Source organism: Pseudomonas sp. NY8896 (assembly GCF_039634505.1).
In genome coordinates, this window is record NZ_CP132350.1 from 5,229,007 (window position 1) to 5,248,272 (window position 19,266).

Consider the following 19,266-nt stretch of genomic DNA (forward strand, 5'->3'; position numbering starts at 1 on the left):
TTCCCGCAAACATTGGGTCAAAGCAACATCTCCCCATGTAGTACCGCATGATGCCGCGCCTCGTCGCTTTCCTCTTCCTGCTGTGCACCGGCCTGGCCCAGGCCGCCGCACCCACCGTACTGCAACGCCCGATCGACCTGGACACCGGCCAAGGCGTGTTGCACGGCAGCCTGCTGCTGCCACAACAGGCCACGCCGCCGCCGGTGGTACTGATCATTGCCGGCTCCGGCCCCACCGACCGTGACGGCAACAACCCGGCCTCGGGCAGGGTCGACAACCTCAAGCGCCTGGCCCTGCTGTTGGCCAACGAGCACATCGCCAGCGTGCGCTACGACAAGCGCGGCGTGGCCGCCAGCCAGCCGGCCACACCTGACGAGCGTGACCTCAGCGTGGAGCGCTATGTAGCCGATGTGGTCGCCTGGAGCCACAAGCTCGAAGCCGACCCGCGCTTCGGCCCGCTGATCCTCATCGGCCACAGCGAAGGGGCACTGATCGCCAGCCTGGCCGCCGAACAGGCCGGTGCCAGCGCGGTGATCACCCTGGCCGGCAGCGGCCGGCCTATGGCCGACGTATTGCGCGAGCAACTGGCCCTGCGCCTGCCCCCGGCGCAACTGGCCGGTGGCAGCGCCCTGCTCGACCGCTTGCAGGCCGGGCAAACCAGCCTCGAAGTGCCGGCACCCTTGCGCCAGGTGTTTCGCCCCAGCGTGCAGCCGTACCTGATCTCGCTGTTCCAGCAAAACCCGGCAGCCGCCTTTGCCCGCCTGCCCATGCCCGCGCTGATCGTGCAGGGGCGCAACGATGTGCAGGTGGACGTGGCAGACGCCCAACGGCTGAAGGCGGCCAAGCCGGACGCGCAGCTGGTGCTGATCGACGGCATGAACCACATGCTGCGCATCAGCCCCAAAAGCATGAGCCAGCAGCGCGACAGCTACCTCAACCCCGAACTGCCGCTGGCGCGCGAGCTGGGTGAGCGAATTGTGACGTTCATCCAGCATTTGCCTTCGGCGTGAGGCAATGGGGCTCAGGTCTCGGGCAAGCCTGCCGATACAGCAGGCATAGCCGAGGACAAGCCCTGATGACCATCGCCCCCGCCGCCGTAGAGCCGGCCGAAGCCCCCCAGGAAAGCCCCGCCCTGCCCTGGGCCGAGCTTGCCGCCGAACACTTCCAGCTGCTGCGCCTGGCCGCACTGCCCACCGACCGCAGCACCGGCGCCCGGCCGCTGCGCTTTGTGCAGTTCGGCTATGCCGAGCGCCATGACAAGGCGCACAGCCTGCTGCGCATGGAAATCCAACTGCCCGGCCAGAAGGTGCACAAAGAGCAGAACCGCCTGGACATCCGTGTCGACCATGCCGAGCGCCTGGTGCGCATTGGCAATGAGCATGGCCTGCAACTGGAGCCCGTGAACCGTGGCATCGGCCGCTTCATGCTGGCCCAGGCGGCGCAGTGGCTGCAGCGCAAATGGTCGCACTACCAGGTAGTGGGCATGGCGTTGCCGAGCAAGGATGCGCTGAACGAAGACTCCCGCCTGCGCCGTGACAACTGCCTGCGCGGGGTAGGTATCGAGGTGGAATACGAGGACAGCCAGCACCTGAAGGGCCGTACCGTGGACATGACCGTCGGCCAGCTGAAGGCCGCCTGGAGCAACGAGCGCCTGCAGCGGGTTGACATTCTGGATGCTGCCAACCTGTTGCAGCAGGCGGACCAGCAGTTGCAGGAAAAAGAAGCGCAACTGCGCGAGCGCGATGAGCGGGTGGCCAAGTACCACCGCGAAGACAGCGGTTTGCGCTTCACCATTACCTGCCTGGTGGCGTTTGCGGTGTTTCAGGCAGGGTTGTTGATCTGGATTGCCACCCGCTGAGGCCGCTTCAGCCGGTGGGGATTGGGGCCGCTTTGCGGCCCATCGCGACACAAGGCCGCTCCTACAGGGGCAGCGTAACCTTGGGGTAAACGCGTCTGCCTGTAGGAGCGGCCTTGTGTCGCGATGGGCTGCAAAGCAGCCCCAAATGGGTCAGACCCGGGCCTTGAACAATTCCTGATGCTGGCGGCACTGCTCAGCCGTCAGCATGAACACCCCATGCCCGCCGCGCTCGAACTCCAGCCAGGCAAAGTCCACCTCGGGGTACAACGCCTCGACATGCACCTGGCTGTTGCCCACTTCGACAATCAGCAAGCCCTTGTCGGTCAGGTGGTCTGCCGCTTCCGCCAGCATGCGCCGTACCAGGTCCAGGCCGTCGTTGCCGCAGGCCAGGCCCAGCTCGGGCTCGTGGTGGTACTCGGCCGGCATGTCGTCGAAGTCTTCGGCATCGACATACGGCGGGTTGGACAGGATCAGGTCGAAACGCTGCCCCGGCAAACCGCCAAAGCCATCGCCCTGCACGGTATACACGCGGGTGTCCAGGCCATGGCGCTCGATATTCTGGTTGGCCACTTCAAGGGCCTGGAACGACAAGTCGGCCAGCACCACCTCGGCCTCGGGGAACACCTCCGCGGCGACGATGCCGATGCAGCCCGAGCCCGTGCACAGGTCGAGAATGCGTGCCGGCTCGCTGGCCAGCCACGGCTCGAAACGTTTTTCGATCAGCTCGCCAATCGGCGAACGCGGCACCAGCACCCGCTCGTCGACGATGAACGACATGCCGCAGAACCAGGCCTCGCCCAGCAGGTAGGCGGCCGGCACGCGTTCTTCGATACGGCGTTTGAGCAGGTGCTGCAGGCGTACCCGCTCGTCGTCCTCGAGCATGCAATCCAGGTAGCTGTCGGCCACCTCCCATGGCAGGTGCACCGCACCGAGCACCAGCAGGCGGGCCTCGTCCCAGGCGTTGTCGGCACCGTGGCCGAAGAACAGGTCGTGCTCGTGGAAGCGGCTCACCGCCCAGCGGATGTAGTCGCGCAACGTGCGCAGACGGGATGTGATCACGGGGTACTCCTATTTCAGACCGGACAAAAGTCTAACAGTCCCACCCGCACATTTGTTCGTTTGCCTTGCCCAAAGGCTAGCCACAGGCCAGTAACCATGCCGCTTGCGTTGTCAACCATTCCCATTGGCGTCAAGGCAGGGGACAATAGGTATACAAAAGCCCTTCCAAGGAGCCCTTGATGTCCGTTCCAACCACGATGTTCCGCCTCACTGGCCGCGACTACCCGCCGGCCAAGCTGAGCCACGCCAGCCTGATCATCATCGATGCGCAAAAGGAGTACCTCAGCGGTCCCCTGCAGCTGTCGGGCATGGACGAGGCCGTGGCCAACATCGCCAGGTTGCTCGACGCCGCGCGTAAAAGCGGCCGTCCGATCATCCATGTTCGCCACCTGGGCACTGTCGGTGGCCGCTTCGATCCACAGGGGCCGGCCGGCCAGTTCATTCCGGGGCTCGAGCCACTGGAAGGCGAAATCGTCATCGAAAAACGCATGCCCAACGCATTCAAGAACACCCAACTGCACGAAACGCTGCAGGCGCTGGGCCACCTGGACCTGATCGTCTGTGGTTTCATGAGCCACTCCAGCGTCAGCACTACCGTTCGCCGCGCCAAGGACTATGGTTACCGGTGCACCCTGGTGGAAGACGCCTCGGCCACCCGCGACCTGGCCTTCAAGGACGGGGTGATCCCGGCCGCACAGATTCACCAGTGCGAAATGGCCGTGATGGCCGACAACTTCGCTTGCGTGGCACCCACCGCCAGCCTGATCTGAACCACTGGCAAGACCGCCCGGCAGCCGGGCGGAACCCGATGGGCGGCAGCAGGTCGAATTCCGGATATCCACAGAGGAGAGCGGAATGAAGCTTAAAGGCAGTTTCGACGCCAAGCGCCTGCGCACGCGCGAGCCGCGTAACTGGGGCGCCCGCCTGGCGGCCGGCCTGTCGGCGCTGCTGGCGACCCTGGGCGTGCTGCTGGCCATGGCCGGCTTTGCCGGCCTGCTGGGCAACTACCCCGCCCTGCAGGAACTCAATGCCAACAAACCGCTGTCCAGCATCCTTACCGGGGCTGGGTTGCTGCTGCTATGGCTGGGCGTGCGCTTCTGGCGGCGCAGCCGTATCCGTTTGCGCCGCGGGCGGGAATTGAACCTGTCGCCGCACCTGATGAAAAAACACGACTGACAGCTACGCTGCGGTCGCGCCCCTTGTGGGAGCGGCCAATCAGACCCGACATGGCTGCACAGGGCCCCACAGTCGCGTAAACTACGCCGCCTACGTGGAGGCATCATGCAAGACGACGATTTTTCCCTGTTCAAGGCCGAAGTGCGTGGCGTAAAGCAAATCCGCCACGACCGCGCCGAAGTCGGCAAGCCCAAGGCCGACCGCCAGAAACTGGCTGGCCTGCGCCAGGCGGCGACCGTGCGCAGTGACAAGGCCCTGGTCATCGACGGCATGTCCGACCTGTTCGTCATCGACGTAGGCGCCGAAGACGAACTGATGTGGCGCCGCGACGGCGTGCAGGAAGGCCAGCTGCGCAAGCTCAAGCTGGGCCAGATCCCGTTCGAGGGCAGCCTCGACCTGCACGGCATGACCGTGGAAAAGGCCCGCGAAACCCTGTGGGACTTCATCGCCGAAGCCACCAAACTGGAAGTGCGCTGCGTGCGGGTGACCCACGGCAAGGCCGCACGCCTGGATGGCAAGCGCCCGATGATCAAAAGCCACGTCAACACCTGGCTGCGCCAGCACCCGCAGGTGCTCGGTTTTGCCTCCTGCAGCGCCCGCCATGGCGGCACTGGCGCGGTGTATGTGATGCTCAAGCGAACCATGCTCGAAGGCCGCGACGAGTAACGCCGCGCTTGCAGCGCCGCCCTCACCGCCGTACCCTTCGTTTTTGCGATTTTTTCCCACAGGTAGATCCATGTCCCTGGAACAGAACTACACCGAGATCCTCAGCCAGATTGGCGAGGACGTCTCCCGTGAGGGCCTGCTCGACACGCCCAAGCGGGCTGCAAAGGCGATGAAGTACCTTTGCCGCGGTTATGAGCAAACACTGGAAGAGGTCACCAACAACGCGCTGTTCAGCTCTGATAACAGCGAAATGGTGCTGGTCCGGGACATCGAGCTGTATTCGATGTGCGAACACCACATGCTGCCGTTCATCGGCAAGGCACACGTGGCCTACCTGCCCAAGGGCAAGGTCCTTGGCCTGTCGAAGGTGGCGCGCATCGTCGACATGTACGCCCGCCGCCTGCAGATCCAGGAAAACCTCAGCCGCCAGATCGCCGAAGCCGTGCAGCAGGTTACCGGTGCCGCCGGGGTGGCCGTCGTGGTCGAAGCCAAGCACATGTGCATGATGATGCGCGGTGTCGAGAAGCAGAATTCGACCATGATCACTTCGGTGATGCTGGGTGAATTCCGCGAAAACGCCGCCACCCGCAGCGAGTTCCTCAGCCTGATCAAGTGATTGGCTGCTGACCCCGAGCCGACCCCTGCGGGTCGGCTTTTGCATTTCAGGAGTTGCCCATGATCGTCAAAGCCCTGCGGGTTGGCCTCGGCCAGCTTATCGTCTTCGGTGACTGGATCAGCCGCCCGGCCAAGCGCAAGCGTGACGCCGCCGCCCAGGCCCGCGTCGAGCAAGCGGCCAAGGGCCTGGCGCTGTACCAGTTCCATGCCTGCCCGTTCTGCGTCAAGACCCGCCGCACCCTGCATCGCCTGAACGTACCGGTGGCGCTGCGCGACGCCAAGAACGACCCGGTGCACCGCCAGGCCCTGCAGGAAGGTGGCGGCCGGGTGAAAGTGCCTTGCCTGCGCATTGAAGAAGCCGGCAAGGTGACCTGGATGTACGAGTCCAAGGCCATCATTGCTTACCTGGATGAGCGGTTTGCTTCGGTCTGACAGGTCGTAGCTTTTCTGTATCGGCCTCTTCGCGGGCAAACCCGCGAAGAGGCCGATACAAGCTGAAGATCATCCCACCATCGGCACATGCCGTGGGTGGCTGCTGACCCGCTCCAGCCAGGCCCTTACCGCCGGGTAATCGGCCAGGTCGAAACCGCCCTGCTGCGCCACATGGGTGTAGGCATACAACGCCACATCGGCAATCGAGTATTGCTCACCCACCAGGTACGGCGTCATCTGCAGCTGCCGCTCCATCACCTTCAGCGCCTTGTAGCCGCCCTTGTGCAGCTTGCGGTACTCCTCCAGGCGCTCGTCGGGCAGCCCCAGGTAAAACTGGATGAACCGCGCCACGGCGATGTACGGCTCATGGCTGTACTGCTCGAAGAACTGCCACTGCAACACCTGCGTGCGCAGGCGCGGCTCGCTGGGCAGGAACTCGCTGCCATCGGCCAGGAAGTTGAGAATGGCGTTGGACTCCCACAGGTAGCTGCCGTCCTCCAGCTCCAGTACCGGCACCTTGCCGTTGGGGTTCATCGCCAAAAACTCGGGCGTTTCGGTCTCGCCCTTGAGGATGTCCACCGGGTGCCATTCATACGGCCGACCCAGCAAGCTCAACATCAGCTTGACCTTGTAGCAGTTGCCCGACTGGTAGTCGCCATAGACCTTGTACATCGCCCCTCCACTGCCAAGCAGTTTTGCAATTGCGCCCAATAGTTGGTGACTGTACGGCTAAATGCAATGGCCGCTGTATGGCAAGGATCAACCTTGCGCGCTGTAGTCTGAAAAAACTGCTTACACCTTTACAAGGATTTTGTTCATGACCGATGCCACCTCCGCACGCCTGCGGCCCCTGGCAGACACCTCTCCGTCGGCTGTGGTTGCAGGCTTCATTGCCATGCTCACCGGCTACACCAGTTCGCTGGTACTGATGTTCCAGGCCGGCCAGGCGGCCGGGCTGACCACTGCGCAGATTTCGTCATGGATCTGGGCGCTGTCCATCGGCATGGCGGTGTGCAGCATCGGCCTATCGCTGCGCTATCGCACCCCCGTCACCGTGGCCTGGTCCACCCCAGGCGCTGCCTTGCTGATCACCAGCCTGGGCGGGGTCAGCTATGGCGAAGCCATTGGCGCCTATATCACCTGTGCCGTACTGGTCCTCATCTGTGGCCTGACCGGCAGCTTCGAGCGCCTGGTCAAACGCATTCCGGCCTCGCTGGCCTCGGCACTGCTGGCGGGCATCCTGTTCAAGATCGGCAGCGAAATCTTCGTCGCCGCCCAGCACCGCACGTTGCTGGTGCTGGGCATGTTCTTCAGCTACCTGCTGGTCAAGCGCCTGTCGCCACGCTACTGCGTACTGGCCGCGCTGTTGGTGGGCACGGCATTGTCCGGCGCGCTGGGCCTGCTGGACTTCAGCGGCTTCCACCTGGAAGTGGCCAAACCAGTATGGACCACACCCAGCTTCTCGTTGGCGGCAACCATCAGTATCGGCATTCCACTGTTCGTAGTGGCCATGACCTCGCAGAACATGCCCGGCGTGGCCGTGCTGCGTGCCGACGGCTACCAGGTGCCCGCCTCGCCGCTGATTTCGGCCACCGGCTTTGCCTCGCTGCTGCTGGCGCCATTCGGCTCGCATGGGGTCAACCTGGCGGCGATCAGCGCAGCGATCTGCACCGGGCCGCATGCCCATGAAGACCCGAGCAAACGCTACACCGCGGCGGTGTGGTGCGGGATTTTCTACGGCATTGCCGGGGTGTTCGGGGCGACCTTGGCGGCATTGTTTGCGGCATTGCCTAAGGAGCTGGTGCTGTCGATTGCCGCACTGGCGCTGTTTGGTTCGATCATGAACGGGCTGACCGTGGCCATGAGCGAGGCGCGCGAGCGTGAGGCGGCGGTGATTACCTTCATGGTCACGGCTTCGGGGTTGACCCTGTTCTCGATAGGCTCGGCGTTCTGGGGGATTGTGGCGGGGGTGCTGACCTTGATGATCCTGAATCCGCGCAGGGGATGACGGTAGAGAGGCGCTGGGGTTGAGATCGAGCGCCGCCCGCGCGGCGCTCGATCTCAAAACCCACAAAGCACTTTGAACCTGGCACCTGGCACCTGGCACCTGGCACCTGGCACCTAAAGCCTGAAATGCCCCACCATCCCTTTCAAATCAGCCCCCAACTGCGCCAGCTCCACACTCGACCGGGCATTGTCCCGCATCGCCAACGCCGCCTGATCCGCACTGCCGCGAATCTGCGTGACGCTACGGCTTATCTCCTCCGCCACCGAGCTCTGCTGCTCGGCCGCCGCGGCGATCTGCTGGTTCATCTGCTGAATCAATGACACCGCCGCGGCAATGCTGCCCAGCGCACTTTCCGTCTGCAGCGCATCGGCCACCGCCAGGCGCACCAGCTCGGCACTGCCACGGATCTGCGCCACCGATTGCTGGGCATTACCGCGCAGGCTGGCGACCAGTGTCTCGATCTGCTCGGTGGATTGCCGGGTACGCCGCGCCAACGCGCGCACCTCATCGGCCACCACGGCAAAACCACGCCCTTGCTCACCGGCGCGAGCTGCCTCGATGGCGGCATTGAGCGCCAACAGGTTGGTTTGCTCGGCCACGCTCTTGATCACTTCCAGCACGTCGCCGATGGTGTGAATTTCGGCACTGAGGCTGTCGATGCCAGCGCTGGCGGTTTCCGCCGCCGCCGCCAACTGCTCGATGCGCTGCATGCTCTGGCGCACCACCTGCTGGCCGGTGTCGACTTTCTCGTCCGCTGCCTGGGCCGCTTGCGCCGCCTCTTCGGCATTGCGTGCCACATCGTGCACGGTGGCGGTCATCTGCTGCATGGCGGTGGCGACCTGCTCGGTTTCTTCCTTCTGGCTGCCCACCTCGCGATTGGTCTGCTCGGTCACCGCCGACAACGCCTGGGCGTTGCCAGCCAATTGTTCGATGCCCTGCTGCAGGCCGCTGACAATACCCGAAAGCCCCGCCGCCATCTGCTGCATGGCCTGCATCAGTTGCCCCACCTCGTCCCGGCGCGGCGCCTGGGCGTCCAAGCCCAGCTCACCCGCAGCGATACGCTGGGCGCGGGCGATGACATGCTGGAGAGGGCCGACGACCGCACGGGTAATCATCCAGGCCGCCAATACACCGACGATCAAGGCCAGCACCGTGGCCAGGCCGATGGCAACGGCATTACGCTGCAGCTCGCCCTGCAGAGCCTGCTCCTGCCCCAGATAGGCCTGGTCGACTTGCCCGGTCACTTGCTCGGCACTGGTTTGCAACTGCGCCTTTAGCCCCTGCTCGCGGGCCAACTGGTCGGTGTATTCGTTGAGTTTTTCCGAGAAGCTGCCAATGTGCCCGGCCACTTCGCCAAGCACACTCTGGTAACCGGCATCGCCAACCGCACCCTGTAGTTGGCTGACCAGGCTGGCGGCCTCCACCGTCTGGGCAATTCGCTCCTGGCTCACGCCCTCTTCGCCCTTACGGCTTTTTTCCAGGCGCACCCGCGCTTCGTCCATGGCCTGCAGCATCAGCCGCGACACCTGTGCCACTTGCCCAGCTTGCTCAAGGAACTCGCCACCCTGCTGGCCCTGGGACTGCTTGAGCGTGTACACACCGTCATCGGCCAGGCCGGCCTGCAGCACATCGAGGTTGTTGGCCACGCTGGACACCGACCAACTGGCCATGTCCAGCGCCAGCTCCTTGGCCTGCACCGCCTCGACAAAGGCCTCGAATGCCTGGCCATAGGCGGCAAGATCGGTTTGCGCCGCCGCCAGCGCCGGCAGGCCCCGGGCGCGCTCGGCCAGGCCCTGCAGGCCGCTGCGCAAGGCCTCGGCCTGCTGCATGTCGGAGCGCAGGGCAAACGCCTGCTCGTGCTGGCGCAAGCGCAACAGGTCGGTATTGAACTGGGCCAGCTGGCGCAAGCTGTCGAAACGCTGGCCGACGCTGTGCAACGCAGCGACGCCGATGGCTGCCACCGCCAGTGTCAACAGCAGCACCAGGGCAAAGCCCAGGCCGAGTTTGCGGGCCATGCCCAGGTTGGCCAGCACACCGTGCTTGCTCGCGCCCATCGCCGACTCCCCTTCTGCTTGCGAGGTTATCCGAAGGCCAAGGGTGGCAACGTTGCCAGCCTGTGAACAAGGGCCTGGCGTCAGAATAGTGTCAAATAGCTATGTGCGTGTCGTTATCAGCTTGGCCGAGGTCGCCCCTGCGTGCGGGAGGAGTGCCTGGCTCAGATCGCCGTAGCCCCACCATCGACCGTCAGGCAATGCCCGGTGGTAAACGCCGCACCGTCGCTACACAGGTACAGCACCGCGCTGGCGATTTCCTCAACCTTGCCAATGCGCCCCACCGGGTGCATGGCGGCGGCGAACTCGGCCTTGCGCGGGTCGGCCTCGTAGGCACGGCGGAACATGTCGGTGTCGATCACCGCCGGGCACACAGCGTTCACGCGGACGCCCTTCTTGGCGTACTCGATGGCCGCCGACTTGGTCAAACCGATCACCGCATGCTTGCTGGCGCTGTAGATGCTCATCTTCGGCGCCGCCCCCAGCCCCGCCACCGAAGCGGTGTTGACGATCACCCCACCGCCCTGGGCCAACAGCAAGGGCAGTTGGTACTTCATGCACAACCACACACCCTTCACGTTCACGCCCATGATGGCATCGAACTCCGCCTCGCTGCCTTCGGCCAGCCGGTGTTGCTCGATTTCGATCCCGGCATTGTTGTAGGCATAGTCCAGCCGACCATAGGCGGCTATCAGGCGCTCGTGCAACTGGCGCACCTCGCTGTCGCGGGTAACGTCGCAGGCAATGAAAAGCGCCTCGCCGCCCACCGCGTGGATCAGCGCCACGGTGGCTTCGCCGCCGACCGGGTCAAGGTCGGCCACCACCACCTTCAGGCCCTCGCGGGCGAAAGCCAGGGCGGTTGCCCGGCCAATACCGGCGGCAGCGCCAGTCACCAGGGCTACCTGGCCAGAAAAGGTCATGCTCATCGCGTGCTCCAGTGGGGGGTTAGGTGGGGTTCAGAGCATAGCCAGCCACCGCTCGGCCGGGCAGCATCATCACACCAACGGTTGGGCTACCATGCCTGTCAGTGATGTTAACGACCAGCCTAAATCAACAAGGTAGATTGAACACCTCACTCCCTCCACTGCCCACAAGGACCCGCCATGACCCAGACCAACCGCCGCTTCCTGCTTGCCAAACGCCCGGTCGGCGCCGTGCGCCGTGACGACTTCAGCTTCGAGACCGTGCCCGTCGAACAACCCGGCGAAGGCCAGGTGCTGGTGCGTAACCTGTACCTGTCGCTGGACCCCGCCATGCGCGGCTGGATGAACGAAGGCAAGTCCTACATCCCGCCCGTGGCCCTGGGCCAGGTAATGCGTGCGCTGGGTGTGGGCGAAGTGGTCGCCTCCAACCACTCGGCATTCGAACCAGGCGACCACGTCAGCGGCGCGCTTGGGGTGCAGGACTATTTCACCGGCGAGCCCCAGGGCCTGCACAAGATCGACCCCAACCTGGCCCCCCTGCCCCGCTACCTGTCGGCGCTGGGCATGACCGGCATGACGGCCTACTTCGCCCTGCTGGATGTTGGCCAGCCCAAGGCCGGCGATACCGTGGTCATCTCCGGCGCGGCCGGTGCGGTGGGCAGCATTGTCGGGCAAATTGCCAAGGTCAAAGGGTGCCGCGTGGTCGGCATTGCCGGCGGCGCCGAGAAGTGCCGGTACCTGCTGGACGAGCTGGGCTTTGACGGGGTGATCGACTACAAAGCCGAAGACGTACTGGCTGGCCTGAAGCGCGAATGCCCCAAAGGCGTGGACGTGTACTTCGACAACGTCGGCGGCGAGATCCTCGATGCCGTGCTGACGCGCATCAACTTCAAGGCCCGCATCGTGATTTGCGGCGCGATCAGCCAGTACAACAACAAGGAAGCGGTGAAGGGGCCGGCCAACTACCTGGCGCTACTGGTGAACCGTGCGCGTATGGAAGGGTTTGTGGTGATGGACTACAGCAAGGACTACGGCAAGGCCGCGCTGGAGATTGCCGGGTGGCTGGCCAGTGGGCAGGTGAAGAGCAAGGAAGATGTGGTGGAGGGGTTGGAGACCTTCCCCGAGACGTTGCTGAAGCTGTTCAGTGGGGAGAACTTTGGCAAGTTAGTGCTGAAGGTGTGATTTTTGGAGGAGATGTTTGCGCTTACAGGTTTACGGCTTTGGAGTTTTAGCGCCTGGTAGATCAAGCGCCGCGTGGGCGGCGCTCGATCTCAAGGCCAAAGAAATGCCATGGCGAGCACCTCGCTGCCAACACCCTTTCTCCAGCCCCAAAAAAAGGCCAGCACTTTAATGCTGGCCTTCTTCAACACCGCAGGCTAGTTACCCACGAATCTCCGCCACCACCGCCGCCAGCGCTTGCGCTGGGTCGGCTGCCTGGCTGATCGGCCGGCCGATCACCAGGTAATCCGAACCCGCATCCAGTGCCTGGCGCGGAGTGAGAATACGGCGCTGGTCATCCTGCGCGCTACCCGCCGGGCGAATGCCCGGGGTCACCAGTTGCAGCGACGGGTGCGCCGCCTTCAGCGCGGGGGCCTCAAGCGCCGAGCACACCAAACCGTCCATGCCGGCCTTTTGCGCCAGTGCCGCCAGGCGCAGCACCTGCTCCTGCGGGTCGACGTCCAGGCCAATGCCAGCCAGGTCTTCGCGTTCCATGCTGGTCAGCACGGTCACGCCAATCAGCAACGGCTGCGGGCCGCTGCGCTTGGCCAGCTCTTCGCGGCAGGCAGCCATCATGCGCAGGCCACCGGAGCAATGCACGTTGACCATCCACACACCCATCTCGGCGGCGGCCTTTACCGCCATGGCGGTGGTGTTGGGGATGTCGTGGAACTTCAGGTCGAGGAACACTTCGAAGCCCTTGTCGCACAGGGTTTCGACAATGCCCGAAGCGCTGCTGGTAAACAGCTCCTTGCCAACCTTTACCCGGCACAGCGCAGGGTCAAGCTGGTCAGCCAGCTTCAGGGCGGCCTCACGGGTAGGGAAATCCAGGGCGACGATCAGGGGCGTCTGGCAGGCGGACATGGCAGGGTCTCTTGGCAAGTCGAAAACGGCGCGCATTGTAAACGAAGTGACGCAAGCTTTGGGGCCCGCGGGTCACGGAATTGGCCCGGCAGTGGCTGGCTTCTATAATTGAACCAATGGAACGGGCAAATGCTCAAAATTCGTACAAGCGCTGCTCACTAGCCGCTATAGGAGAACGACAATGCCCTGGTATGCCTGGCTGATCCTCATCATAGCCCTCGGCTCCATCGTCGGTGGGTTGATGATGCTGCGCGACACGGCAAAAAAATTGCCACTGACCGAAGACCAACTGCGCAAGGTGCATGAGCGCAATGCCGAGGCAGATGCCAAGGACGCGCAGGACCGTTAAAAGGGTTAAACAATGGGTTTGAGACGCCGTGGCTTCAGGCAACTTTTTGACGCTCGGCAAAACACTTAATTAACCTATTGTATTGTCTCGTTTTTATTTTTTATAAACGCCCCCCCTTTTCCAAACAAAGCCGCACCCACAAGCGATTGCATCTCTCTTGTGGGCGCGGCCTCGCGCCGCGATGGGCTGCAAACCAGCCCCAAAAAAGCAATTAGCAGCCCCAAGCCAGCTGGCTGCCTGCCCGTCCCTTACTCCACCATCACCTTGTCACGATTCCGCTCCAGCAGGGCATTGCCTATCCCCTTGATCTCCAGCAGTTCATCCACCGAAGCAAACGGCCCATGGGCCTCGCGGTAGGCCACGATGGCTTCGGCCTTGGCCTTTCCTATCCCGTTCAACTCCTTCTGCAAAGTCAGCGCATCGGCCTTGTTCAGGTCCAGCCGAGGCGCTTGCTGGGCCTGCGCCTGAGCCACCACGGGTACCGCTTCGGGCGCCGACGGGGCGCTGGCCGGGGCTGCGCTAAGGGAGAACGACAGGCTGGCGAACAGTGGCAGCAGCAGGTACGACAGAACGTTGTTACGCATGGAAGAACACTCCTTGGGTTGGTCGATTTTCAGCAGCCGCTTTCCTTCGGCTGCGCAACTAACCCTAGCGGCCCTGCCATTTTGCGAACAACAACTAGGCCCGTTTAATCGTTACGGGATCAGACATTGAAAAAACCAACTTCGGCCATCCAAAAATGATGGCGTTACGCCATGTTTCAAGTTAACTTCATGAAAAAGAGGCAATGGCAAAACGCCGCCAGGTAAATTCCCGTTTAAGGAATCTCCGAACAAGCCTTCAGTTATGCGAGAATCCCCGCAACACCTGATCCGAGCCGCCCATGAGCCAGATGAGCTTTTCCGACTTTGAGTACGCCGGCAAGCGCAAGCAAACCCGCCGAGAGCGCTTCCTCGCCGAAATGGATCAGGTGGTGCCCTGGGCAGGCCTGCTGGAGCTGATCGAACCGTTCTACCCCAAGGCCGGCGGCGGTAGAAAACCCTATCCTCTGGAAACCATGCTGCGCATCCATCTGTTGCAGAACTGGTTCTCCCTGAGCGACCCGGCCATGGAAGAAGCGCTCTACGAAATCACGCCCATGCGCCAGTTCGCACGCCTGACGCTGAGCGCGCCAATCCCCGAAGACACCACGATCATGAACTTCCGGCACTTGCTGGAGAAGCATCAGCTCGCACCGGCAATCCTTGCGGTCATCAATGGTTATCTGCAGGAAAAAGGCCTGTCGCTGCGCCAAGGCACCATCGTCGATGCCACCATTATTCATGCCCCCAGCTCGACCAAGAATAAAGAAGGCAAGCGTGATCCCGAGATGCACCAGACCAAGAAAGGCGGTCAGTATTTCTTCGGGATGAAGGCGCACATCGGTGCCGATGTCGAGTCCGGCCTGGTGCATCACGTCCATGGCACCGCTGCCAATGTGGCCGATGTCACGCAGGTGGCTGAACTGCTGCATGGCGAAGAAAACGCCGTGTATGCAGATGCCGGTTACACCGGTGTCGAAAGGCGCGAAGAGCATGAAAATCGGGGGGTGATCTGGCAGATTGCAGCGCGTCGCAGCACCTATTCCAAGCTGAACCAGCGCAGCGTACTGTACAAAGCCAAGCGCAAGATCGAGTTCTGCAAGGCTCAGACACGGGCCAAGGTCGAGCATCCGTTTCGCGTGATCAAGCGGCAGTTTGGTTACGTGAAAGTACGTTTTCGTGGGCTGATGAAAAACACGGCTCAGTTGACCACGCTGTTCGCCCTGGCAAACCTGTGGAGGGTTCGAAAACAGCTCATGGGTATGGGTGAGGTTCGCGTTTAACACGGAGAACCGGTCGAAAAAGCTCTCCGTACATGATTTTTCGGTCACTTTTCGTCCAATGACGCTGTAGGTGCCTGGAAAATTGCAACTTGCCGCGGCTGCACGACAAGTTGATCGGAGCATCCTTAACCTCGGCTTCATTCAGACCAAACGCCGTTGCTTTTCCTACAAGCCTTGCCGGACAAGGCCCCGCCCGTTCGTCGTATACGTTAGTGATATTGACTTTGTTGGCATGATGTCTGAATAACATCAAACAATCGTTTTTATTGATTATTCCAACAAAAATAGGATCCAATTTATCGATGCTTGTCAGTATTTTCCTACACACAATGGAAAAAAACGTGCCAGACGGGATGTCATAATGATGACGAAATGATAAATTTGCGGACTTAGGGATGGTCTGAAGTAGCCCCTGTTTTCCGGCTACTTCGCCATCGACACTTTCAAAAAACGGTAGCCGCTCAAATCCCGGTCAAACCTGCCGTCTATTTCAGCCTTTTTTGCCGCTGCAAGCACCTCGCAGCAGTCACTTCACTCTTCACGGACGCACCTCTCCTGCATTGGAGAGCAAATGTCGACGCGCCATCCAAATGTTCGACAGGGCGAACAGCGTCACCATCTGAGCAGTGTTTTTCACCAAGCCTCGGAAGCGCACTTTCGTATAACCAAACTGGCGCTTGATCACCCGAAATGGATGCTCAACCTTGGAGCGAACCTGGGCCTTGGCTCTTTCGATCTTACGTATCGCTTTGTATAACGCGCTGCGGTTACCGTGCTTTTTGTAAGTGCTGCGCCGGGCTGCAATCTGCCAGATGACTTGGCGCCCCTCATGCTCTTCACGCTTCTCTACACCGGTATAGCCCGCATCAGCGCAGACCACGTTCTCACCACCGTGCAGCAGTTTGTCGACTTGGGTTACGTCCGCGACGTTGGCCGCAGTGACCACCACGCTGTGCACAAGCCCGGACTCATCGTCGACACCAATGTGAGCTTTGGCACCGAAGTAATACTGGTTGCCCTTCTTGGTCTGATGCATTTCCGGGTCGCGTTTGCCGTCCTTGTTCTTGGTCGAACTGGGCGCATGAATCAGAGTGGCATCGACGATGGTGCCTTGTCGCAGTGACAAGCCACGGTCGCCCAAATAGCCATTGATCACGCCGAGAATACCGGTGGCCAACTCATGCTTTTCCAGCAGGCGACGGAAGTTGAGGATGGTGGTTTCATCCGGGATTCGCTCCAGGCTCAGACCGGAAAACTGGCGCAGGATCGTCGTCTCGTACAGCGCCTCTTCCATCGCCGGATCGCTGTAACCGAACCAGTTCTGCATTAGATGAATCCGCAGCATCGCCATCAGCGGATAGGCTGGACGGCCCCCTTCGCCCTTTGGGTAATGAGGTTTGATCAGAGCAATCAAACCCTCCCAGGGTACGACCCGATCCATCTCTATCAGGAACAGCTCCTTGCGGGTCTGCTTGCGCTTACCGGCGTACTCGGCATCGGCGAAGGTCATTTGTTTCATCATCGAAAAGCTCGGCGATTGGTGTCCGGGGATTTTGCCAAATCAGGAAGTCTTTTTCAGGATTTCCTTAGGACAGCCGCTTCGCTTGAAGGATCCGAGCAGAATGAATTTTTTTTCACCTCCCCCACTGACCTTGCCCGATTTCCATCGTGCGGCGTCAGCAGGCCACCCCCGGCCGACCTGAGCAACACCCCAGATCCTTGCCCGTAGCACCTGTTCCATCCGCCTTTACTCACACACAGAAGATCGTCGCCGTGTCCCTCAAGACCCTCATCGTATTTGGCACCCGCCCAGAAGCCATCAAAATGGCACCGCTGGCCCTCAACCTTGCCCAGGACGACCGTTTCGAGTCGCGCGTCTGCGTCACCGGCCAACACCGCCAGATGCTTGACCAGGTACTGGAGCTGTTCGAGATCAAGCCCGACTACGACTTGAACATCATGAAGCCCGGCCAGGACCTGACCGACGTGACCACTGCCATCCTGCAGGGTCTGAAACCTGTGCTGGCCGAGTTCAAGCCCGATGTGGTGCTGGTGCACGGCGACACCGCTACAACCCTGGCCACCAGCCTGGCCGCTTACTACCAGCAGATTCCGATCGCCCACGTGGAAGCGGGCCTGCGCACCGGCAACCTGTATTCGCCATGGCCGGAAGAAGGCAATCGCCGCCTGACCGGTGCCTTGGCCGCGCTGCATTTCGCGCCCACTTCCACCTCGCAGGACAACCTGCTGCGTGAAGGCACCGATGCCGCGACCATCTACACCACCGGCAACACAGTGATCGATGCACTGCTGGAAGTCGTTCGCAAGCTGGAAAGCCCAGCACTGAAAAACCAGTTCGAAGCCCAGTTCAGCTTCCTGAACCCTAAGCGCCGCATGGTGCTGGTGACTGGCCACCGCCGCGAGAACTTCGGTGGCGGCTTCGAACGCATCTGCCAGGCGCTGGTGCAAACTGCACGTCAATTCCCTGACGTGGAAATCGTGTACCCCGTGCACCTCAACCCGAACGTGCGCGAACCGGTGAACCGCCTGCTGGCCGACGTCACCAACATCCACCTGATCGAGCCGCTGGACTACCTGCCGTTCGTGTACCTGATGACCCGCTCGTACCTGATCCTCACCGACTCCGGTGGCATCCAGGAAGAAGCCCCAGCCCTGGGCAAGCCGGTACTGGTCATGCGTGACACCACCGAGCGCCCGGAAGCCGTGGCCGCCGGCACGGTCAAGCTGGTAGGCACCGACGTGGAATCGATTACCGAAAACCTGGCGAAACTGCTCATCGACGATGCGACCTACCGCGAGATGAGCGTTGCCCATAACCCCTACGGCGATGGAAAAGCGTGCGCGCGAATCCTCGACGCACTCTCCGCATTCTCCAACTCCAAGGACGTAGCATGAGCTTCAACAAGATTTCCGTCGTAGGTCTGGGCTATATCGGCCTGCCAACCGCCGCTGTTTTCGCCGCCCGCAAGAAGCATGTCATCGGCATCGATGTTAACCAGCACGCGGTCGATACCATCAACCGTGGTGAAATCCACATCGTCGAGCCCGAGCTGGACATGGTGGTACACGCGGCGGTAACCGAAGGCTACCTGCGCGCCTCCACCGTACCGGAAGCGGCCGACGCCTTCCTGATCGCCGTACCGACCCCGTTCATGGACGATCACCAGCCGGACCTGAGCTACATCGAGTCCGCCAGCAAGGCCATCGCGCCTGTGCTGAAAAAGGGTGACCTGGTGATCCTCGAATCCACCTCCCCAGTCGGTGCCACCGAGCAGATGGCCTACTGGCTGGCCCAGGCTCGCCCGGACCTGAGCTTCCCGCAAACCCACGGCGAAGCCTCCGACATCCGCATCGCCCACTGCCCTGAGCGCGTACTGCCAGGCCACGTGCTGCGCGAATTGGTAGAAAACGACCGCATCATCGGCGGCATGACCAAGAAGTGCTCGGAAGCTGCCGTACGCCTGTATCGCACCTTCGTCGAAGGCGAGTGCATCATCACCAACGCCCGCACTGCCGAAATGTGCAAGCTGACCGAAAACAGCTTCCGTGACGTGAACATTGCGTTCGCCAACGAACTGTCGATCATCTGCGACAAGCTGAACATCGACGTGTGGGAGCTGATTCGCCTGGCCAACCACCACCCACGCGTAAACATTCTGCAGCCTGGCCCAGGTGTTGGCGGCCACTGCATCGCCGTGGACCCATGGTTCATCGTCAGCCAGACCCCTGAGCAGGCTCGCCTGATCCGCACCGCCCGCGTGGTCAACGACAGCAAGCCTGAGTGGGTGATCGACAAGGTCAAGATGGCCCTGGCCAACTTCCTGATCAAGAACCCGGGCAAGTCGGCCCATCAAGTGAAAATCGCCTGCTACGGCCTGGCCTTCAAGGCCGACATCGATGACCTGCGCGAAAGCCCGGCCCTGAGCATTGCCGAGCGCCTGGGCAACGAGCTGGAAGCCACACTGCAACTGGTCGAGCCGAACATCGAAGCCCTGCCGCAGCGCCTGTCGCGCCACGAGCATGTTGATTTCGTGTACGCCCAGGATAGCGCCGACATCCACGTACTGCTGGTGAAGCACCGCGAGTTCCGCGAAACCTTCAGCGTGCGCGACGCCGCCTTCGTGATCGACGCTGCTGGCGTAACCCAGGGCTGATGGACCAA

At 62.0% G+C, this 19,266-nt stretch carries 20 protein-coding genes; 13 read left to right on the plus strand and 7 right to left on the minus strand.

All coding sequences use genetic code 11. The features are described 5' to 3' along the window. Window positions 1-47 precede the first annotated feature (47 nt). Together Q9451_RS23560 and Q9451_RS23565 are read left to right on the plus strand one after the other, a co-directional pair. Window positions 48-1,010 (plus strand): alpha/beta fold hydrolase, encoded by a 963-nt coding sequence (locus Q9451_RS23560; protein WP_012271083.1) that lies wholly within the window; start codon window positions 48-50, stop codon window positions 1,008-1,010. A 65-nt stretch (window positions 1,011-1,075) separates the two neighbouring features. Then, on the plus strand, window positions 1,076-1,858 hold the full coding sequence (locus tag Q9451_RS23565; protein ID WP_012271082.1) for a hypothetical protein: 783 nt from the start codon (window positions 1,076-1,078) through the stop codon (window positions 1,856-1,858). Window positions 1,859-2,008: 150 nt separating this feature from the next. Here the strand turns inward: Q9451_RS23565 and prmB are convergent, their stop codons facing one another. Next, window positions 2,009-2,917, minus strand: coding sequence for a 50S ribosomal protein L3 N(5)-glutamine methyltransferase (gene prmB / locus Q9451_RS23570; RefSeq protein WP_012271081.1), 909 nt, complete (start codon window positions 2,915-2,917; stop codon window positions 2,009-2,011). 179 nt (window positions 2,918-3,096) lie between these two features. Here prmB and Q9451_RS23575 point away from each other — a divergent pair, with 179 nt between their 5' ends. The 5 genes from Q9451_RS23575 to Q9451_RS23595 all read left to right on the plus strand — a co-directional run bounded on the left by Q9451_RS23575 (window position 3,097) and on the right by Q9451_RS23595 (window position 5,806). After that, window positions 3,097-3,687, plus strand: coding sequence for a cysteine hydrolase family protein (locus Q9451_RS23575; RefSeq protein WP_012271080.1), 591 nt, complete (start codon window positions 3,097-3,099; stop codon window positions 3,685-3,687). An 85-nt stretch (window positions 3,688-3,772) separates the two neighbouring features. Then, the gene (locus tag Q9451_RS23580; protein WP_012271079.1) at window positions 3,773-4,093 is read left to right on the plus strand and encodes a hypothetical protein; all 321 of its coding nucleotides are present in this window, start codon (window positions 3,773-3,775) and stop codon (window positions 4,091-4,093) included. A gap of 105 nt (window positions 4,094-4,198) precedes the next feature. Continuing rightward, window positions 4,199-4,759: a Smr/MutS family protein gene (locus Q9451_RS23585; RefSeq protein WP_012271078.1), complete on the plus strand. Its 561-nt coding sequence runs from the start codon at window positions 4,199-4,201 to the stop codon at window positions 4,757-4,759. 70 nt (window positions 4,760-4,829) lie between these two features. Beyond that, window positions 4,830-5,375, plus strand: coding sequence for a GTP cyclohydrolase I FolE (folE, locus tag Q9451_RS23590; protein ID WP_012271077.1), 546 nt, complete (start codon window positions 4,830-4,832; stop codon window positions 5,373-5,375). 59 nt (window positions 5,376-5,434) lie between these two features. Then, window positions 5,435-5,806, plus strand: a complete 372-nt coding sequence (locus tag Q9451_RS23595; RefSeq protein ID WP_012271076.1) for a glutaredoxin — start codon at window positions 5,435-5,437, stop codon at window positions 5,804-5,806. Between the two features lie 69 nt (window positions 5,807-5,875). Here the strand turns inward: Q9451_RS23595 and Q9451_RS23600 are convergent, their stop codons facing one another. After that, window positions 5,876-6,478 carry a glutathione S-transferase family protein gene (locus Q9451_RS23600; protein WP_012271075.1) on the minus strand — a complete coding sequence of 201 codons (603 nt, stop codon included), beginning with the start codon at window positions 6,476-6,478 and terminating at the stop codon, window positions 5,876-5,878. A gap of 145 nt (window positions 6,479-6,623) precedes the next feature. Between Q9451_RS23600 and Q9451_RS23605 the strand changes: the two genes are divergently transcribed. Continuing rightward, window positions 6,624-7,814: a benzoate/H(+) symporter BenE family transporter gene (locus Q9451_RS23605; RefSeq protein WP_012271074.1), complete on the plus strand. Its 1,191-nt coding sequence runs from the start codon at window positions 6,624-6,626 to the stop codon at window positions 7,812-7,814. 113 nt (window positions 7,815-7,927) lie between these two features. On the opposite strand, the gene Q9451_RS23610 is transcribed toward Q9451_RS23605, so the two are convergent. Together Q9451_RS23610 and Q9451_RS23615 are read right to left on the minus strand one after the other, a co-directional pair. After that, entirely contained in the window at window positions 7,928-9,868 is a 1,941-nt protein-coding gene (locus tag Q9451_RS23610) for a methyl-accepting chemotaxis protein (protein WP_012271073.1), read from the minus strand. Window positions 9,869-10,029: 161 nt separating this feature from the next. Further along, window positions 10,030-10,791, minus strand: coding sequence for an SDR family oxidoreductase (locus Q9451_RS23615; protein ID WP_012271072.1), 762 nt, complete (start codon window positions 10,789-10,791; stop codon window positions 10,030-10,032). A gap of 177 nt (window positions 10,792-10,968) precedes the next feature. Here Q9451_RS23615 and Q9451_RS23620 point away from each other — a divergent pair, with 177 nt between their 5' ends. Then, window positions 10,969-11,970, plus strand: coding sequence for an NADP-dependent oxidoreductase (locus Q9451_RS23620; protein ID WP_012271071.1), 1,002 nt, complete (start codon window positions 10,969-10,971; stop codon window positions 11,968-11,970). 198 nt (window positions 11,971-12,168) lie between these two features. Here Q9451_RS23620 and pyrF read toward each other — a convergent pair whose 3' ends face one another. Beyond that, complete coding sequence (pyrF, locus tag Q9451_RS23625; RefSeq protein WP_012271070.1) at window positions 12,169-12,870, minus strand: orotidine-5'-phosphate decarboxylase; 702 nt, start codon at window positions 12,868-12,870, stop codon at window positions 12,169-12,171. Window positions 12,871-13,051: 181 nt separating this feature from the next. On the opposite strand from pyrF, the gene Q9451_RS23630 reads away from it, so the two are divergent. Continuing rightward, a complete protein-coding gene (locus tag Q9451_RS23630; protein ID WP_012271069.1) occupies window positions 13,052-13,219 on the plus strand; it encodes a DUF2897 family protein in 168 nt (55 codons plus the stop codon). Window positions 13,220-13,467: 248 nt separating this feature from the next. Here the strand turns inward: Q9451_RS23630 and Q9451_RS23635 are convergent, their stop codons facing one another. After that, window positions 13,468-13,803: a helix-hairpin-helix domain-containing protein gene (locus Q9451_RS23635; protein WP_012271068.1), complete on the minus strand. Its 336-nt coding sequence runs from the start codon at window positions 13,801-13,803 to the stop codon at window positions 13,468-13,470. A gap of 299 nt (window positions 13,804-14,102) precedes the next feature. Here Q9451_RS23635 and Q9451_RS23640 point away from each other — a divergent pair, with 299 nt between their 5' ends. Continuing rightward, entirely contained in the window at window positions 14,103-15,083 is a 981-nt protein-coding gene (locus Q9451_RS23640; protein WP_014003920.1) for an IS5-like element ISPa41 family transposase, read from the plus strand. A gap of 538 nt (window positions 15,084-15,621) precedes the next feature. On the opposite strand, the gene Q9451_RS23645 is transcribed toward Q9451_RS23640, so the two are convergent. Beyond that, window positions 15,622-16,602 carry an IS5-like element ISPa26 family transposase gene (locus Q9451_RS23645; RefSeq protein ID WP_024086516.1) on the minus strand — a complete coding sequence of 327 codons (981 nt, stop codon included), beginning with the start codon at window positions 16,600-16,602 and terminating at the stop codon, window positions 15,622-15,624. A gap of 254 nt (window positions 16,603-16,856) precedes the next feature. Between Q9451_RS23645 and wecB the strand changes: the two genes are divergently transcribed. Together wecB and wecC are read left to right on the plus strand one after the other, a co-directional pair. Next, window positions 16,857-17,999 carry a UDP-N-acetylglucosamine 2-epimerase (non-hydrolyzing) gene (wecB, locus tag Q9451_RS23650; protein WP_012271067.1) on the plus strand — a complete coding sequence of 381 codons (1,143 nt, stop codon included), beginning with the start codon at window positions 16,857-16,859 and terminating at the stop codon, window positions 17,997-17,999. Next, window positions 17,996-19,258 carry a UDP-N-acetyl-D-mannosamine dehydrogenase gene (gene wecC / locus Q9451_RS23655; RefSeq protein ID WP_012271066.1) on the plus strand — a complete coding sequence of 421 codons (1,263 nt, stop codon included), beginning with the start codon at window positions 17,996-17,998 and terminating at the stop codon, window positions 19,256-19,258. The genes wecB and wecC overlap by 4 nt, the downstream gene beginning before the upstream one ends. Window positions 19,259-19,266 lie beyond the last annotated feature (8 nt).

What these genes read in the sequence shown, in the direction of transcription:
- Q9451_RS23600 (WP_012271075.1), bottom strand. Translation starts at nt 6,478, where the DNA reads ATGTACAAGGTCTATGGCGACTACCAGTCGGGCAACTGCTACAAGGTC.
- Q9451_RS23605 (WP_012271074.1), top strand. Translation starts at nt 6,624, where the DNA reads ATGACCGATGCCACCTCCGCACGCCTGCGGCCCCTGGCAGACACCTCT.
- pyrF (WP_012271070.1), bottom strand. Translation starts at nt 12,870, where the DNA reads ATGTCCGCCTGCCAGACGCCCCTGATCGTCGCCCTGGATTTCCCTACC.
- Q9451_RS23640 (WP_014003920.1), top strand. Translation starts at nt 14,103, where the DNA reads ATGAGCCAGATGAGCTTTTCCGACTTTGAGTACGCCGGCAAGCGCAAG.
- Q9451_RS23635 (WP_012271068.1), bottom strand. Translation starts at nt 13,803, where the DNA reads ATGCGTAACAACGTTCTGTCGTACCTGCTGCTGCCACTGTTCGCCAGC.
- Q9451_RS23610 (WP_012271073.1), bottom strand. Translation starts at nt 9,868, where the DNA reads ATGGGCGCGAGCAAGCACGGTGTGCTGGCCAACCTGGGCATGGCCCGC.
- wecC (WP_012271066.1), top strand. Translation starts at nt 17,996, where the DNA reads ATGAGCTTCAACAAGATTTCCGTCGTAGGTCTGGGCTATATCGGCCTG.
- folE (WP_012271077.1), top strand. Translation starts at nt 4,830, where the DNA reads ATGTCCCTGGAACAGAACTACACCGAGATCCTCAGCCAGATTGGCGAG.
- Q9451_RS23630 (WP_012271069.1), top strand. Translation starts at nt 13,052, where the DNA reads ATGCCCTGGTATGCCTGGCTGATCCTCATCATAGCCCTCGGCTCCATC.
- Q9451_RS23615 (WP_012271072.1), bottom strand. Translation starts at nt 10,791, where the DNA reads ATGAGCATGACCTTTTCTGGCCAGGTAGCCCTGGTGACTGGCGCTGCC.
- Q9451_RS23560 (WP_012271083.1), top strand. Translation starts at nt 48, where the DNA reads ATGATGCCGCGCCTCGTCGCTTTCCTCTTCCTGCTGTGCACCGGCCTG.
- Q9451_RS23575 (WP_012271080.1), top strand. Translation starts at nt 3,097, where the DNA reads ATGTCCGTTCCAACCACGATGTTCCGCCTCACTGGCCGCGACTACCCG.
- Q9451_RS23620 (WP_012271071.1), top strand. Translation starts at nt 10,969, where the DNA reads ATGACCCAGACCAACCGCCGCTTCCTGCTTGCCAAACGCCCGGTCGGC.
- Q9451_RS23645 (WP_024086516.1), bottom strand. Translation starts at nt 16,602, where the DNA reads ATGAAACAAATGACCTTCGCCGATGCCGAGTACGCCGGTAAGCGCAAG.
- Q9451_RS23595 (WP_012271076.1), top strand. Translation starts at nt 5,435, where the DNA reads ATGATCGTCAAAGCCCTGCGGGTTGGCCTCGGCCAGCTTATCGTCTTC.
- Q9451_RS23585 (WP_012271078.1), top strand. Translation starts at nt 4,199, where the DNA reads ATGCAAGACGACGATTTTTCCCTGTTCAAGGCCGAAGTGCGTGGCGTA.
- Q9451_RS23580 (WP_012271079.1), top strand. Translation starts at nt 3,773, where the DNA reads ATGAAGCTTAAAGGCAGTTTCGACGCCAAGCGCCTGCGCACGCGCGAG.
- Q9451_RS23565 (WP_012271082.1), top strand. Translation starts at nt 1,076, where the DNA reads ATGACCATCGCCCCCGCCGCCGTAGAGCCGGCCGAAGCCCCCCAGGAA.